Source organism: Stutzerimonas chloritidismutans (genome assembly GCF_038562055.1).
GTDB lineage: Bacteria > Pseudomonadota > Gammaproteobacteria > Pseudomonadales > Pseudomonadaceae > Stutzerimonas > Stutzerimonas chloritidismutans_A.
Genome location: NZ_JBCFXD010000023.1, coordinates 1 through 15,014 on the forward strand (window position 1 = coordinate 1; position 15,014 = coordinate 15,014).

A 15,014-nucleotide genomic window follows, 5' to 3' on the forward strand; every position below is an offset into this window, starting at 1 on the left:
TTGGCGGTGCCGGCAGTGCCTAGCGCAACGCCTAGGCAAAGGAGGCCGTGGGTGGTCTTGCGGTGGTCTTGCATGGTCTTTCCTCTTGTTGTTATTGGGTTGGCCTCAGCGAATGCCGTGCCAGCTCTGGCAGGGCGCGCTAGCAAATCCCGGAACAGCGTGCGCAGAGCGTCATCGGAGCAGGATGTGCAGTTGGCGTACCGAGGATCTGAGGCAGCGGCGATGGATCGGATGTCCAATCGTGCGGACATGTTCAGGGCAGGAACCAGGAAGTGTTCAGTCCGCTGGACGCTTGTCGGTGAGGCTACGAAGCGCCGCATTCATCCTGAGCAGCATGAATGCGGCGGCGGCTTCAGTGCCGGCCTTGATGGCTCTTCACGCAGACAAAGCTGGAGGCGTCGTTTACATCGCCGCGTCGCTTGTACTTCGGCCAGCCGGGATACTCACAAAGTGGGCGAGTGCGACCGGGCACGGCGACGGTGTCAGTGACGACCTGGCGCTTGGGTGCCACGCCCAGCTCGACCCAGTTTTCCAGCGCTGACAGCGAATCCCAGGCGGCGTCGAACACCGTGCTGGCCGCATGGGCGTAGCCGGGGATCTCGTAATAGCGCATGAACCGACGGGTCTGCCCGACGCCCATGTCTTGCTGCACGCGCCGGAAATACTCAGCCGTGGCGCGGGTGCTGACCAGCTGATCCGAGGTGCCGTGAGCCATCAGAATCTTGCCGCCATTGGCAACAAACGCGGACAGATCAGTCTGGTTGACGTCCTGACGCAACGACAGCGCATCGACTCGCGCTTGCCACGGGCCAAGGTTGGCGGGGTCAAGTGTCAGCGAGTTGAAGGCCGGATTGCGGGTCACGAAGTAGCGCACCCACTCATCCCAGAACCCGGAGTGGTAGGGCGCGCCCTCGGCAAAGCCTGTGCCGTGTACCGGCATCGGATAGTCGGGCTGCAGCGTGTTGAGGCCGAGCCGGTTGACGATCGCTTGCAGGCCTTCGCCAGGCCGTCCCAGATCGGTGCCCCAGGTATTGAAACCGGGGTAGCCGCGTTCACCACTGGCCAAGGGCTGGCTGAAATGGATCGGCGTATCGAACACCTTGAGCGCACTGATCTGCGAATCGGACAAGCAGCTGCTACCCGTGTCAGCGCCATCGGGGCAGCGCAAGGGGCGACCGTTGAGCTTGGCGGTGGCCGGATCGAACCGGGCGTTGCATGCCGCCTGGTTGCTGATCACCCGGTCGCGCACGCCATCAAGCCCGTCGCAGGCCTGCATCGAGGCTTCCAGCAGGGCAGAGCGCTTTTCCAGGCTGGGATAGGCGCCCGGCGCGGCTAGCGCGCGGGTAATGCGGCCAAATTGCAAATCGAGTGCGGCGGCGTTGTAGGCCGGGTAGAGCACGATCGCGCCGTGAAAATCCGTTGGCCACTGCTGCACCACCGCAAGCGCCTCTCGGCCCCCGGTGGATCCGCCGGCGAAGTAGCTGCGCACCGGAGGCTGGCCGTAGCGTTGCTCGATCAGGTACATCGCCGTATCACGGGTTTTCTTCAAGGCATCGTGACCATAGTTGGCCAAGGCCTCTTCGTTCCAGGCGAAGTCGCCGGGGTTGAGGGGATTGGCCACGTGGCCCGAGTCGCTGGCGAACACCGCATAGCCCCGGCCCAGCGGCGTCGGCTGGTCGACCGGGCCGGCCGGAACATTGCCGGCCACGTTTGGCACGGTGCCGTTATAGCCGCCACCGCCATACATCATCGCCTTGCTGTTCCATTGTTCAGGCAGAACGATGCGCATCCTGATGTTGGGCGCACTTCGGTCAATCGGCGCGATTTCCACGCTCAGGTCGCAATATGGGCCAAAGGTTTGCTGTGCGCTGCCACCGCCTGGCATCAACGTCGCAGCGGTAACTTTCGCCCCAGAGGTCGGCAGAGCTATCGCAGCGGCAGGAATCTGGGCACCGTTCAACTCAGCGCAACTGGCAGCGAACGTGGGCTCGGCCGCTGCAAGCGCGAGTAAGGCCGGGATCGTCAGCCGCAGCCGCTGGGATGTGGCGTAGCGAAAGCGGGGTGCATGGGGTGCTTTCATCTGGCGTTTCCTCTTCTTGTTGTAATGCCTTGCAGCTGACGCCACAAGGTGGATACCCGAGAAGACAGCGCTGCAACCGGGCCTGGAGGTTGAGCCAAAGCTGTGCCAGTCATACGTGGGTGGAGGTTGAGGCCGATGACTGGTCACTAGATCACCGGCGGACCGCTCTAGCGCGTCGAGCAGCAGGCTGAACGCGGTGCTCTCAGACGATCTCGTCTGTCCAGGTTGCACGACATGGACAGGCGCAATGTCGTCCCGTCTGGACACTCTGTATGGCTACTCGGACTTTTTCGACAGGCGGTGCGGGGAGAGTCGCAGAAAAGCTGCGTTCAGGCGTGACGGGGCACCTGAGCGATGACGTCTGTGCTTGTAGCAAGCGAAGCGTCGCGGTTGTCGCCAGTTAGTCCAAGCGGATCTGATCCGCGAACCGGCTATTCCAAAACCTCCCGACTATACTTTCGTCGCGTGCGCTCACAGGCCGCATGCCCCCGCCTATTTTTTGTAGAGATCAGCCCGCCCCATGGAAACGCTTTACCTCATCTTCCTGCTGCTGCTCGCAGTCGGCGCAAGTCGCATCCTGGCCAATGTCGTTCCGCTACCACTGCCGATCATGCAGATCATCATGGGCAGCGTGCTGGCGCTCCCGCCGTTTGGCATGGGCGTGGAACTGCGGCCCGAGATCTTCATGCTGCTGTTCATTCCCCCGCTGTTGTTCTACGACGGCTGGAAGATACCCAAGCGCGAATTTACCGAGCACGGTCCGGAAATGACCGCCATGGCGCTGGTGCTGGTGCTGATCATTCTGGTGGTGGTGGGCTATTTCATTCACTGGTTGCTGCCGGCCATTCCGCTGGGCGCCAGTTTCGCCCTGGCCGCGATCCTTTCGCCAACCGATGCGCTGGCAGTCATCGCCATCGCCCAGGGCCGGCTGCCACGGCACATGTCTCACCAGCTGGAAGGTGAGGCGATGATGAACGACGCCACGGGCTTGGTCTCGTTCAAGTTCGCCTTGGCTGCGGCCATCACCGGTTCGTTCTCTCTATTGAACGTCACCGGAGAGTTCTTCGTTATTGCGCTGGGCGGGCTGGCAATCGGAGCAGGGCTGAGCTGGTCGGTGGGCAAGGCCAAGCAGTGGATGACCGCGCGAAACCTGTTCGATCCCTCGACCTACGTGGTGATGATCCTGCTGCTGCCGTTCGCTGCGTTCTTCCTGGCTGAGCATGCCGGCATGTCCGGCATTCTTTCGGCAGTGGCAGCAGGCATGGTGCAGAGCCGCATCGACATGCTGCCGGTCAAGACCAGCACCCGCATCCTCAACCGTAGCATCTGGGAAATGCTCGATTTCAGCTTCAACGGACTGGTGTTCCTGTTGCTCGGTCTGCAGTTCCCGCGGATCGTTGAGCGTGTCTGGGAAGCGGCCGGGCACGAGACCTACAGCATGCCAATGCTGGTGTTCAGTGCGCTGGCGATCATGGCGCTGCTGCTGGTAGTGCGCTTCGTGTTCGTGTTTGCCTATCACTGGGGCGAGGCTCGGGTGCGCCGCCTGCTCGGCAAGACGGTTCAGCCCAAGCCTCTTGGCTTGTTCTCCGCACTCAGCGCGGTGGCTGGCGTGCGCGGCGCGATCACCCTGGCCGGTGTGCTCTCGATCCCATTGATGATTGGCGACACGCCGTTTCCCGGTCGGGACCTGATGATCTTCCTCGCTGCGGCGGTGATCATCCTGTCCCTGCTGATCGGGGCGCTGGGTATTCCCTATTTCCTCAAGCAGTTACCCAACAACGACTTCGAAGAACATCGGGAAGAGTTGAAAAAAGCCCGTCGAATCGCCGCTCAGGCGGCGGTCAGCTGGCTGGAGAACTGGAAACAGGCCAACCCGGTCGAGAACCCGGACGAGATGCTGCTGCGCAGTGAAGTCACGGCGCGGGTTACCGAATCCTACCGGCACGACATCGAGGCCCTGATGGATCATCACGGCCGGGCGAATCAGGCACGTGAAACCATGGCGCTGGAGCGCGATATCCGCCTCAACGCCATTGCTGTGCAGCGCAAGGAAATGTACCGGATGAGAAAGCGGCACGAGATCGACGAGCAGATGCTGCAGACGCTGCTACGTGAACTCGATTACGAAGAGGCTGCGCTGGGCGCTGGTGAGAGCGTCTAACCGCCTACCGAGTCCTGTTGTTGCTCGGGTTCAAGTACGGCGATCGTATGGTCGCTGTGCTTGAACGCCACCAGCTGGGTCAACCAGGCCTGCAGCACCGGAGAGTGAGATTTCCGGTTGCGCATCGCGATCGCCAGAATCTCGCGAGCAATGGTGACAACCGCGCTCTTGCTGCCGAGAAAGTGCCAGTTGAACCAGCCATCGCCATAGGTCAGCGGCGTGTGCTGCCCGGCTGGTAAGGGGATGTAGACCTTGACCGAAAGATCGAAAAGCACTTCCGGCTTGGAGATGATCAGCAGCTTTACATCCGCCACCTTGCTCAACCAATAGCGATGATCGAAACGTCCCCCCGTCAGTTCCGCCGACTGGCTCAAGGCATCGTTGATCAGCGCTCGGTTATCGATGAGTTGCACGGTCATGGCTTCCGTCTGCAGGGGGATGGTTGCGCATTTCGGGCTGAAGCGATCAATACGCAGCAGGACGAAATCCACGAGATAGCGCGGTGTGAGGCTTCCTGCTGTGAGCTGATCAGCCTTCGCTTGGCATGACGGGTTATCGGTTGATCGAGGGTTTTGTTTAGCCCCGAGCGAGCGAAAGGTTCGTCCAACAGCCAGTTATCATCCGCTTTGAATGCGTGGTCGCTGGCCGCCACGGTGGTGCTGATCGCGTTACAGCCGTGGGCGCGCCCGACCAGAAAGATGGGGCGTGGAGACCGCAGGCTGCGGCGAACGGATGACGGTTTGGCGGGAGACGTCTCGCTGCTTGATGCGGGGGCTATTGCTCAACAGGATTCCGCTCAGTACCGGCATTGCACTGGCCCCCACTCGCAGCGGGGTTTGAGCACCAGTAAGCAATCCGCTGCGATGCTTCAACGCGATCTGCTGCATGCCTCGGACGGAGCACAGCAGCATCAGCCCGATAACGGACTAGTCGAGCGGTTTACGGCCGTCCTTCAATAAACATCCGTTCTCGGTTGACGGTCATTGGCGTTGATTCGCAGTGCGTTAACGTCCGGGGAAATCAACGCACGGGATGGCCGATGCTCAAATCAGCCTGGCCATCGGCGTCATTTGGCGAACAGCTGGCTCATGTCCTTGAAGGCTTTGAATTCCAGGGCATTGCCGCAGGGGTCGAAGAGAAACATGGTGGCCTGTTCGCCGACCTGCCCCTGAAAACGCACATAGGGTTCGATCACGAACTGAGTGCCGCGGGCGCGCAGGCGCTCTGCCAAGGCTTCCCACTCGGGCCAGCTGAGCACGATGCCGAAATGCGGCACCGGGACGTCGTGTCCGTCCACCGCATTGGTGTTTGCGGCTTCCTGCGTAGCAGTGCGAGGGTGCTCGTGAATGACCAGTTGATGGCCGTAGAAGTCGAAGTCGACCCAGTGCTCGGACGATCGTCCTTCGGTCAGGCCGAAGATCTCACCGTAAAAGCGGCGTGCGGCGGGCAAGTCGTAGACGGGAATCGCAAGGTGAAAAGGGGAGAGGCTCATCAGAGCTTCCTTCTGTTGTGGGGCCTTGAGTGCCATCTTGCCGATTTGTCGCACTCGTCAACAGCGGATATCGTTCGTGGCGAGCCTCGAATATTTCGATCAATCAAGGTCTTTATGATCCGTGAACTGAGAACTTTTCTCGCGGTCGCCCGCTGCGGCAGTTTTGCTGCTGCAGGCAACAAGGTCGGTCTGACTCAATCCGCCGTCAGCGCGCAGATCAAGAATCTTGAGGCGGCGCTGGGCCTGCGTTTGTTCGATCGAACGGGCCGCTCGGCTTATCTCAATCCTGCCGGACTGCGGGCCGTGCCGATGGCCGCGCAGATTTTGGAGATGTTCAGTCTGATGGGGCAACCGGAGTTGCTGGAAGACTACCGTGGCGAACTGCGGATCGGTGCGATCGGAACCGTACAGACCGGGCTGTTACCGTCAGTCCTGCTTCGCCTGCTGAAACAAGCGCCGGGCGTCGTGCCAAAGCTGATTCCCGGCGTTTCGCTGAATCTGCTTTCACAAGTCGATGCTGGCGAGATCGACCTGGCCATCATGATCCGACCGCCTTTCGCCCTGCCCAAGGAACTGCACGCCGAGCTGGTTCAGCGCGAACCATTCGTGCTGATCACGCCGCTCGACGTAGCCGGTGACGACCCGCTGAAACTGCTGGTCGAGCAGCCTTTCGTGCGTTACGACCGCAGCTCGTTCGGCGGTCGGCAGGTGAGTCAGTTTTTACGCAAATATCACCTGGATGTTCGCCCAGGCCTGGAACTCGATGAGCTGGATGCCATCGTCAAGATGGTCGCCTGTGGTTTAGGCGTCGCGCTGGTGCCAGAGGCCGGCTTATGGCTCGAGCGTCAGCCGACCGTTCGCGTCCTGCGTCTGGGGGGCGCGACCTTTCACCGGGAGCTGGTCCTGGTTGGCCGACACAGCGCCCGACAGCTGCCGGTGCAGCAGCTGTTTCGCCGCTGTGTGCGGGACGTGCTGGCGGAGCAGGGACGTCCGACCCCGGCTTGCTGAATCGACGAGATAGAGCGTCTGCCTGCCGCGCCGAACGTCGGCTACAGAGGCTTTTTCCGGGGCCTGCGGGGCTCTTGGACTACCCTTGTCAAGGTGGAAGGCAAGCCAATGCCGCGCATCTGGATTCGCCTCAGAACGGTAACCGACTCTGTGGGTCCAAACTGAAGCCCGCCATACATTCCATTGGATAATCTGAATGGCCCAACCAGATCTACAGTCCCGGCTTGCTTTTACGCTGCAATCGGCTGGATTGCTGGAGTGGTACGTCGAACTGGACGATTCGCTGAGCGATAGCCAGGCGACGGTCGAAGCCGTTACTCATGCGCTCGATGCCTGTTCGTTAGGCGGCACTTCACTTACCGAATTTCTTGAACATATCCACCCCGACGACCGCGATCCGGTCGCCGAACATGTCGCCATTGCCCTCGCGACCGGCAATGAGGTTCGTTTCGAATGCCGTGTTCTGGTTGGTGACAGCGGCGTGCAAATGGTCAGCGTGTCCGGTCGCTCCACCGCGCATCCCGAACTACGTGCGCTGCACTTCATCAGCCAGGACGTGACTGACTGCCGCCGCTCCGAGGCGATTGCCGAAGGGCAGATGCGCTCACTCGAGCTGGCGGTGGCCGGTGCACCCTTGAAGGAGGTGCTGGTTGAACTTACCCGCTCGGCGCAAAAGCAGTCGGCTGGAACCATTCGTGCCGCGATCATGCGCCTGTACGAGGATGGCAAGCTGCGATTCGTTGAAGCCTCCAGCCTCCCTGCGGATTTTGTCGCAGCGGTAGATGAGATGGATGCCGGTTCCAATGAATCGAGTTGCAGCTTGGCGGTGCGCACCGGCAAGCCAAGCGTCGCCGTGGATATCGGTAGCGATCCGTATTGGGCCACGCACCGGGACAAGGCGCTCGAGCATGGCCTGCGCGCCTGCTGGTCGACACCCGTGCTTTCCGACGGCGGTGAGGTGATGGGCACCATCGCCTGTTACAGCACTGTCTGCAGCGCGCCGTCGTCCCTGGAGCAGGAAGGCATCACCCTCCTGGCCAACACGGCAGCATTGGTTGTGCAGCGTGATCGAGCCAACCGGGCGCGGGCCAAGGTTGAACGAAAAATGGCAGCCAACGAGCGCCGCTTCAGGGGGCTGGTCAAAGCGACGAATAGTCTGATCTGGTCTGCTTCGCCTGAGGTTGATCTTGTCGAGCCGCAGCACGATTGGGCTGAGTTCACTGGGCAGACCTTTGAGCAATCGCGAGGCAAGGGCTGGCTCGAAGCCGTGCATCCAGAAGACCGCGCCGAGCTTGAATCCGTCATTGAAGAAATGTGTTCGGTCTATACCAACAAGCGCGCGGAGTACCGCATTAGGCGGGCGGACGGCGAGTATCGGCATATGTCCGGTCATGCGGTGCCGATCTTTGATGACCGCGGAATCATGAAGGAATGGTCCGGCGGGTTGACTGACATTACCGACCGTAAGCAGGTCGAGCACCGGCTGCACCACATGGCCACTCATGACTCCTTGACGGGCCTTCCCAACCGAACCTACCTCAACGATCACTTGCGTGAGTTGGTCAGCTTCATCCCGGAAAATCAGCAGCTGATGATCATGCTTATCGACCTCGATCGCTTCAAGGAAGTGAACGATTCAATGGGCCATGGCTACGGTGACGTGCTGCTGGTGCAGATTGCCCATCGCTTGCGCGAGGCGCTGCCTTCCGGTGATTTGGTGGCGCGCCTGGGTGGTGACGAATTTGTGGTGGTGGCCCATTTACCTGACGGCGTGCGCTCGGCCGAGCGGCTGGCCGCCGATCTGCTGCGCGCGATTCAGGTGCCCTGCGACGTGCTCGGCACCCGTTACTACCCCTCCGCATCGATGGGCATGTGTCTGTATCCGAACCCTGATACCAGCATCGACGAACTGCTACAGCACGCCGATATCGCCATGTATCGCGCCAAGGGTGCAGGCGGCACCGGGATGCAGTTCTTCTCCGCCGAGATGAGCATCGAGACCAAGAACCGGATGGCGCTTGAGCTCGATTTGCGCGAAGCGCTGGAAAGAAACGAATTTGTGCTGCATTACCAGCCGCGCATCTGCCTGGACGACGACACTCCGTGCAGCGTGGAAGCGCTGATCCGCTGGAACCATCCAAGCAGGGGACTGGTTTCACCGGCAGTGTTCATACCCATCGCCGAGGCCACGGGGCTGATCTGCAAGATCGGTAACTGGGTGCTGCAGCAGGCGTGCAAAGACATTCAGCAGTTGACCGAGCGCATCGGCACCGAGCTGATGCTATCGGTCAACGTGTCACCGGTGCAGCTAAAATCGCCGACTTTGTGCAGTGAGGTCAGTGGAGCATTGCGTGCAGCCGGGTTGGATACGCACCGTCTTGAATTGGAGCTGACCGAGTCCGGGCTTATCGAAGACACCGACACTTCCCATCAGCTGCTGAGAAGCCTCGGAGCCATCGGTGTGCGGCTTGCAATCGATGATTTCGGCACCGGATACGCCGGAATTGCCTACTTGCGCCAGTATCCGATTGATGTCGTGAAGCTCGACAGGACATTTCTCTGTCCCTCGAGCAAGGCAGGCAATTGTCTCGATTTCATCAAGGCGGTGACCGAAATGTGTCACTCGCTTGGCATGCGTGTCGTAGCCGAAGGCGTGGAGGATGCCGATATGCTGCGTCAGTTGCTGCGGTCGTCATGCGACGAGGCGCAGGGCTATCTGTTCGCCCAGCCAATGCCGCTGTCCAAGCTGGGGGACTACATCATCGATCGCCGGGCGAGTTGACCTTTTACGCCGTTTGGACTGCTCCATCACACTCGATAATTGCCGGAATCAGATGCACGGTGGCTTCTGCCCGCACGGTCGGCTCTGTACCATTTGCCTACACCACTACTTAGATGCGTTGGCCAGGCCGCTGCGACGGCTGACTGGCGCACTGCTGTCCGGCACAGCAACTCATGAGACTTCGGGGGCTTACGTAGTGGCTTCTTCGCTGCAGACGTTTGAGTGCTAGACGGACGCGAAGGGCAACCTCACCTGTTCCTAACTACCGGAAAGCACCGACGTGACTGCTGACATTTCATCCGAGGCCAGGCGGCTATTAATTGGCACTGGCTGCGGCGTCGATTTCTCTCACCTGATCCAGCTACTGGTGGAAGAGGGCTATGAGATCGCTTTCTGCTCCAGTGACAGTTTTTTTCAACAGCTGGATCACCGTACAGGTGCGGTGATCGCCACGGATCGATTCCTTGCATCGGCAGTGGCGAGAAGCGGCGTCACTGAGCAGGGCGACAAAGCCGATATCCCCTTTATCCTGATTTCCGACGCCCAGAGCGAATCACGCGACGACTTCATCGCGATCAAGGAGCAGTTGCCTGGATGGTTAACGGACTTGGTGATTCTTGAGCAACCTGTAACACCAGCAGCTCTGCTGAGTACCGTGGCGATGGCTTGGCGCTCACGGCTCCGTCAGTTCGAAATTGCAGACCGCCTTGTCGAACTTGCTGAGCAGCAAGCGACGCTCGAGAAGCTGGTCGAACACCTTCCGGTTGGCATATGCCTGATCGATGTGAACGGGACCACCGTGCTCAGCAATCCTACCTACGAGCGATATGTGCCCAATCGCAGAATCCCATCTACCGACACTCAGTATGCCGAACGGTGGGTGGGGCTGGACAGCGAGGGGCAACTGATACCGCGCAACCGGTTCGCCGGCGCTCGCGCGCTGCGCGGAGAAACGGTGGAAGGGGCTGATTTCCGCTACTACCCAGACGACGGGCCTGAGCTGTGGACGCGCGTCAATGCGGTGCCGTTGTATGACAGCCAGCGGAACATCAAAGGCGCGGCCCTGGTGGTTATCGATCTAAACGCTGAAAAGCAGAACGAAGAGATGCTGCGCCGGTTTAACGATGATCTCGAGTACCAGGTCAAGGCACGCACCCGTGCGCTGGAAGAAGCATTGGAAAAGCTGACGCAGGAGACCCGGGAGCGCGCCCGAACCGAAGAACAGCTCCGCCAATCCATGAAGATGGACGCAGTGGGACAGCTGACCGGTGGCATCGCTCATGACTTCAACAACATGCTGACCGGTGTGATCGGCGCGCTGGACCTGATGCGCCTTCGTATAGGTCGGCAGCAATATGGCGATCTGGATCGCTACATGACGGCCGCTTACACGTCCGCCAGCCGAGCAGCAGCCCTGACCCAGCGGTTGTTGGCATTCTCCCGCCGACAGTCGCTTGAAGCCCGCGCCACTTCGGTTAATCCTCTGATCCTGTCGTTAGGTGATTTGCTCAAACGGACCATGACGGAGCGAATCAAACTTGAACTTCAGCTTGACGACAATGCTGGGTTGGCATTGGTCGACCCCAACCAGCTTGAAAATGCCTTGTTGAACCTCTGCATCAATGCACGTGATGCCATGCCCGATGGGGGCACGCTGGCGATTGCGACCAGCCGAGCTGATATCGACGAGGCAGACGCGATTCGACTGGGTGGTAACCAGGGGAGCTATGTCAGCATCAGGGTATCGGACACCGGGGTCGGTATCGCTGAGTCTGTATTGGGGAATATTTTTGAGCCTTTCTTCACGACCAAACCCTTGGGGCAAGGTACCGGGCTGGGCCTTTCCATGGTTTACGGATTCGTCCAGCAGAGCAGCGGATTCGTCTCGGTAACCAGTGAGGAGGGGGCCGGTACGTCGATCACCTTGTATATACCGCTGGCGCTGACGTCTGCCGTCGAGAAAGCGTCGACCATCGCGCCAGTGGATTTCACTTGCGGAAAAGGGCAGACGATTCTGGTGGTCGAGGATGATGATTCGGTACGCCTGTTGCTCGCCAGTGCGCTGGAGGACTTCGGCTATAAGGTGCACCTCGCTGAAGACGGTCAGCAGGCGTTGAGTCTGCTCGATGGCTTGCATGCTTTGGACTTGTTGATAACCGACGTCGGGTTGCCCGGTCTGAACGGCCGCCAGCTGGCAGAAATCATCCAGCAGAAGCGGCCAAGTCTGCCCGTCCTGTTCATCAGTGGCTACGCGGAAAACGCGGCGATTCGCTCCGAGTTTCTCGGCGTGGGGATGAGCATGATGACCAAGCCCTTCACGCTTGAGCATCTGGCAGCTACGGTTTCAGCCGCCTTTGAAGGAAGGGCTGCACCGGGTGCTGTTTGAACATGCAAGCACAGTCCGGCACAGGAGCCGTCCAGTGCGTGCTGGCTTGATCAGCGCTTAGCTCACGCCTGGCTCGAGGACACGCTCCACCCGCGCATCCGCCAGAACCTTTTGAAACAGCAGCGGTGACATAGGCCGACCGAGATAGAAGCCTTGCGCCTGATCACATGCAAGCTCGGTCAACTTTCCAAGTTGAGCGACGGTCTCGATGCCTTCTGCGGTAACGGTCAGCGAGAGGGCGTGACCCATGCTGACGATGGCGTGGACGATTGCTTCGCTGCTTTGTGACTGGTCAAGCCCGGAGATGAAGCTGCGGTCGATCTTGATGCCATCGAACGGATAGCTGCGCAGGTAGCTCAACGAGGAATAGCCGGTGCCGAAGTCATCCATGGACAGGCGAGTTCCCAGCGCCTTGAGCCCGTTCATGGTCGTCAGCGCCGAGGCGGCATCTTCGAGCATGACGCTTTCGGTGATTTCCAGCTCAAGACGCTGCGGCGCAATGCCTGTGCTATCCAGCACTGTTGCAACACGATCAACCAGATCACTGCGCTGAAACTCAACCGGAGAAAGGTTCACCGAAACCATCAGCTCATCGCCCCAGCTCAGGGCGTTAAGGCAGGCTTCACGCAGCACCCAGTCGCTAAGCTCCACGATCAGGCCGGTTTCCTCGGCCAATGGGATGAAACAGGCGGGGCTTAGCAAGTCGCGGAGCGGATGCTGCCAGCGCACCAGCGCCTCGGCACCGACAATGGTTTGCGAAGACGCATCGTAGCGCGGCTGGAAATCGAGGCGGAACTCGTGGCGGCGCAACGCCTGGCGCATGTCCATTTCGAGTTGCCGGCGCTCCATGATTCGCTCATTCATCGCCGGCTCGTAAAACCGGAACAGATTACGGCCACTGGACTTGGCTTCGTACAGCGCAATGTCGGCATAGCGCAGCAGGTCCTCCGCAGTCAGCCCGTCAAAGGGCGCCGAAACGATACCGATGCTGGCGCCTACGCTGACGTCGTTCGTGCCGATTCGTATGGGTTGGTTGATCTGCTCGATCAGCCGCAGGCATAGCCGCTCTGCTTGCTCCTGGGTGCGGCAGTCGGTGGCCACAACGATGAACTCGTCGCCGCCAAGCCTGGCCACCAGGTCTGTCTCTCGAGTGCCGCCGGTGAGGGCCTTTGCGACTTCGCGCAGTACCACATCGCCCGCAGCGTGACCAAAGGTATCGTTGACGGGCTTGAAACGGTCCAGATCCAAGGCGAGAAGAAACACAGGGTGGTCACCGCTCAGGCCTTCGCTCAAACGGGTGTTGAGGAAGTTATTCAAACGGTGACGATTGGCCAGTCCAGTCAGGGCATCGTGCTGGCTGATGTGCTCGATGCGCGCTTTGGCTTCGATTTCCTCGGTGATATCGCAGACTGTGCCTTGGTAACCCTGCAAATGGTCAGCAACTCGCACGGCGCGGGCGGAGAGTTGGCAATAGCGTGGGCTCTGGTGGTCGTCGCGCATTTCACACGGTATCGGTTTGCGACCGGCAGGGACCCCGCGATCGGCTGTGGCTGCCATCAGCTGTTTGTCGTATGTCAGCAAATCGGTAAGTGGCCGGCCGATCCAGGCGTGACAAGGCAAGCCGGTTACTTGCGTAAAACGCTCAGACAGATAGGTCAGCCTCTGCTCCGAATCCGTTTCCCAGATCCAATCCGAGGACGCCTCCGAAATATTTTTGAAGCGTTGCTCACTGACCCGCAGCGCCTGCTGGGCTTCATCGATCATATCCGCTGCATGGATCACACGCAGACGCAGCCAAAACATCAGCACAGCGACCAGCGTTCCGAGCAGCAGCAAAAGGGGTAGGAATTTCTGCAGCACCGTCCGACCCAATGCTTCGCTCTGCCAGTGCAACGTCATCGCAACGCCAATGTCCTCCTGCAGCGTCAGCGTGGGTCTTGGGCCGTTGGGAAAGGTGCCAACCGTGGCGGTCAGCCCGGTCAGATCGAACGCTTCGTCAATCACCTTTAGCTTTGGGCTGGTCAGCACGTCGACGTAGACGAGATAGGACAGGTGTTCGAAATCGTCGTATGAGCTGTCCGGCCGTATCACCGCGGCCGACACTACAGCCGGCATTCCCTTGACAGAGAAGTAGACCTGCGTGACCTCGTCCTGTGCAGAAGCGCGTCGCGCGCTGGCTAGCAAGGCGGCGAGGTCGCCCGCTATCCAGTCACTGGCTTCCACCTTGCTCAACGCGCCATCGACGATGCCATAGCGGGTCGATGCGTCAGGACCCAGAACGAAGACGCCGTTCAGGCCGTACGTCGAAAACAGCGACGGGCCGATGTTATCGCCGTCGAAGGCCCAGCCTACATCGACTTTGCCGCTCATATGCTTGTAGGCATCGTTCCAGAAGGCGTAGTCGGCCAGCGCGGTTCCGATCTTGTCTCGCCGGCTCTGCATTGCCTTGGCGGCGTCTGTTTCACTGTGCTGCACCTGATGATTGTCCAGCGCCATGCACAGATAGACCAGTGCGAGGCCGACGGTGATGAACAGCGCAGCGACCACGTAGATGAAGCCGAGTGACGCCCGGCGGGTCATGGCGGTGTAGCCTGCGGCTTCATTGGATACGCGAGTAGCGATGTTAGTGGTCATTGATGATTGGCCAGGCTCGACAGGTGTGCGCTAAATGAACGCTTGCAAGCGTTGTATCGGCTGAAGGCAGCCAGGCCGCTGCTCTGATTGAAGCATTCCGACAGGTGACTGATCGCTGCACCAACGCTCTGGCTCGTCTGGTCTTAGCTGGGCCGACAATGTCTGTCTGAAACAGGCAACAGAGTTGGGGGGCAAATGGGTCGACCTGAACCTCGATGCAGACAGGGTGCTGCTGGGCTCGGCATGAACCTGCTTGCTGGTTTGATCCCGGTTGGTTGCAGGCAGCAATCGCGGCATCTACGCGGCGGGGCCTGCGCGCTCTATCATGCCGCCGCCGACCATGCGTTTTCGATGCATCGGCGGGGAAACAAAGCCCGAGGGTGGATGGTCGAAGCGCGTAGATCTATGCCGAACGGCACCATCACTTTTGCATCAACACTCTCGGCAGAATCCAGGGTTCTGCCTGAATCG

Annotated in this window: 8 protein-coding genes; 4 read left to right on the plus strand and 4 right to left on the minus strand. The window is 60.1% G+C overall.

Annotation, left to right across the window (positions count from 1 at the left end):
- Positions 1-352 precede the first annotated feature (352 nt).
- Positions 353-2,080 (minus strand): tannase/feruloyl esterase family alpha/beta hydrolase, encoded by a 1,728-nt coding sequence (locus tag AAGW23_RS20990; RefSeq protein ID WP_342408202.1) that lies wholly within the window; start codon positions 2,078-2,080, stop codon positions 353-355.
- 520 nt (positions 2,081-2,600) lie between these two features.
- Between AAGW23_RS20990 and AAGW23_RS20995 the strand changes: the two genes are divergently transcribed.
- A complete protein-coding gene (locus tag AAGW23_RS20995; RefSeq protein ID WP_342408203.1) occupies positions 2,601-4,241 on the plus strand; it encodes a Na+/H+ antiporter in 1,641 nt (546 codons plus the stop codon).
- Here AAGW23_RS20995 and AAGW23_RS21000 read toward each other — a convergent pair.
- Positions 4,238-4,732, minus strand: coding sequence for a hypothetical protein (locus tag AAGW23_RS21000; RefSeq protein ID WP_342408204.1), 495 nt, complete (start codon positions 4,730-4,732; stop codon positions 4,238-4,240). The two genes, AAGW23_RS20995 and AAGW23_RS21000, sit on opposite strands and share 4 nt — an antisense overlap.
- 575 nt (positions 4,733-5,307) lie before the next feature.
- Positions 5,308-5,733 (minus strand): VOC family protein, encoded by a 426-nt coding sequence (locus AAGW23_RS21005; protein WP_342408205.1) that lies wholly within the window; start codon positions 5,731-5,733, stop codon positions 5,308-5,310.
- Between the two features lie 114 nt (positions 5,734-5,847).
- On the opposite strand from AAGW23_RS21005, the gene AAGW23_RS21010 reads away from it, so the two are divergent.
- The 3 genes from AAGW23_RS21010 to AAGW23_RS21020 all read left to right on the plus strand — a co-directional run bounded on the left by AAGW23_RS21010 (position 5,848) and on the right by AAGW23_RS21020 (position 11,909).
- Positions 5,848-6,741 (plus strand): LysR family transcriptional regulator, encoded by an 894-nt coding sequence (locus AAGW23_RS21010; protein WP_342408206.1) that lies wholly within the window; start codon positions 5,848-5,850, stop codon positions 6,739-6,741.
- Between the two features lie 196 nt (positions 6,742-6,937).
- A complete protein-coding gene (locus tag AAGW23_RS21015) occupies positions 6,938-9,523 on the plus strand; it encodes a sensor domain-containing protein (RefSeq protein WP_342408207.1) in 2,586 nt (861 codons plus the stop codon).
- A gap of 280 nt (positions 9,524-9,803) precedes the next feature.
- Complete coding sequence (locus AAGW23_RS21020) at positions 9,804-11,909, plus strand: response regulator (RefSeq protein ID WP_342408208.1); 2,106 nt, start codon at positions 9,804-9,806, stop codon at positions 11,907-11,909.
- A gap of 57 nt (positions 11,910-11,966) precedes the next feature.
- On the opposite strand, the gene AAGW23_RS21025 is transcribed toward AAGW23_RS21020, so the two are convergent.
- Complete coding sequence (locus AAGW23_RS21025; RefSeq protein WP_342408209.1) at positions 11,967-14,543, minus strand: bifunctional diguanylate cyclase/phosphodiesterase; 2,577 nt, start codon at positions 14,541-14,543, stop codon at positions 11,967-11,969.
- Positions 14,544-15,014: the final 471 nt, after the last annotated feature.

Coding starts and splice junctions, on each gene's coding strand:
- AAGW23_RS20995 (WP_342408203.1), top strand. CDS start 2,601: ATGGAAACGCTTTACCTCATCTTCCTGCTGCTGCTCGCAGTCGGCGCA.
- AAGW23_RS21025 (WP_342408209.1), bottom strand. CDS start 14,543: ATGACCACTAACATCGCTACTCGCGTATCCAATGAAGCCGCAGGCTAC.
- AAGW23_RS20990 (WP_342408202.1), bottom strand. CDS start 2,080: ATGAAAGCACCCCATGCACCCCGCTTTCGCTACGCCACATCCCAGCGG.
- AAGW23_RS21015 (WP_342408207.1), top strand. CDS start 6,938: ATGGCCCAACCAGATCTACAGTCCCGGCTTGCTTTTACGCTGCAATCG.
- AAGW23_RS21010 (WP_342408206.1), top strand. CDS start 5,848: ATGATCCGTGAACTGAGAACTTTTCTCGCGGTCGCCCGCTGCGGCAGT.
- AAGW23_RS21005 (WP_342408205.1), bottom strand. CDS start 5,733: ATGAGCCTCTCCCCTTTTCACCTTGCGATTCCCGTCTACGACTTGCCC.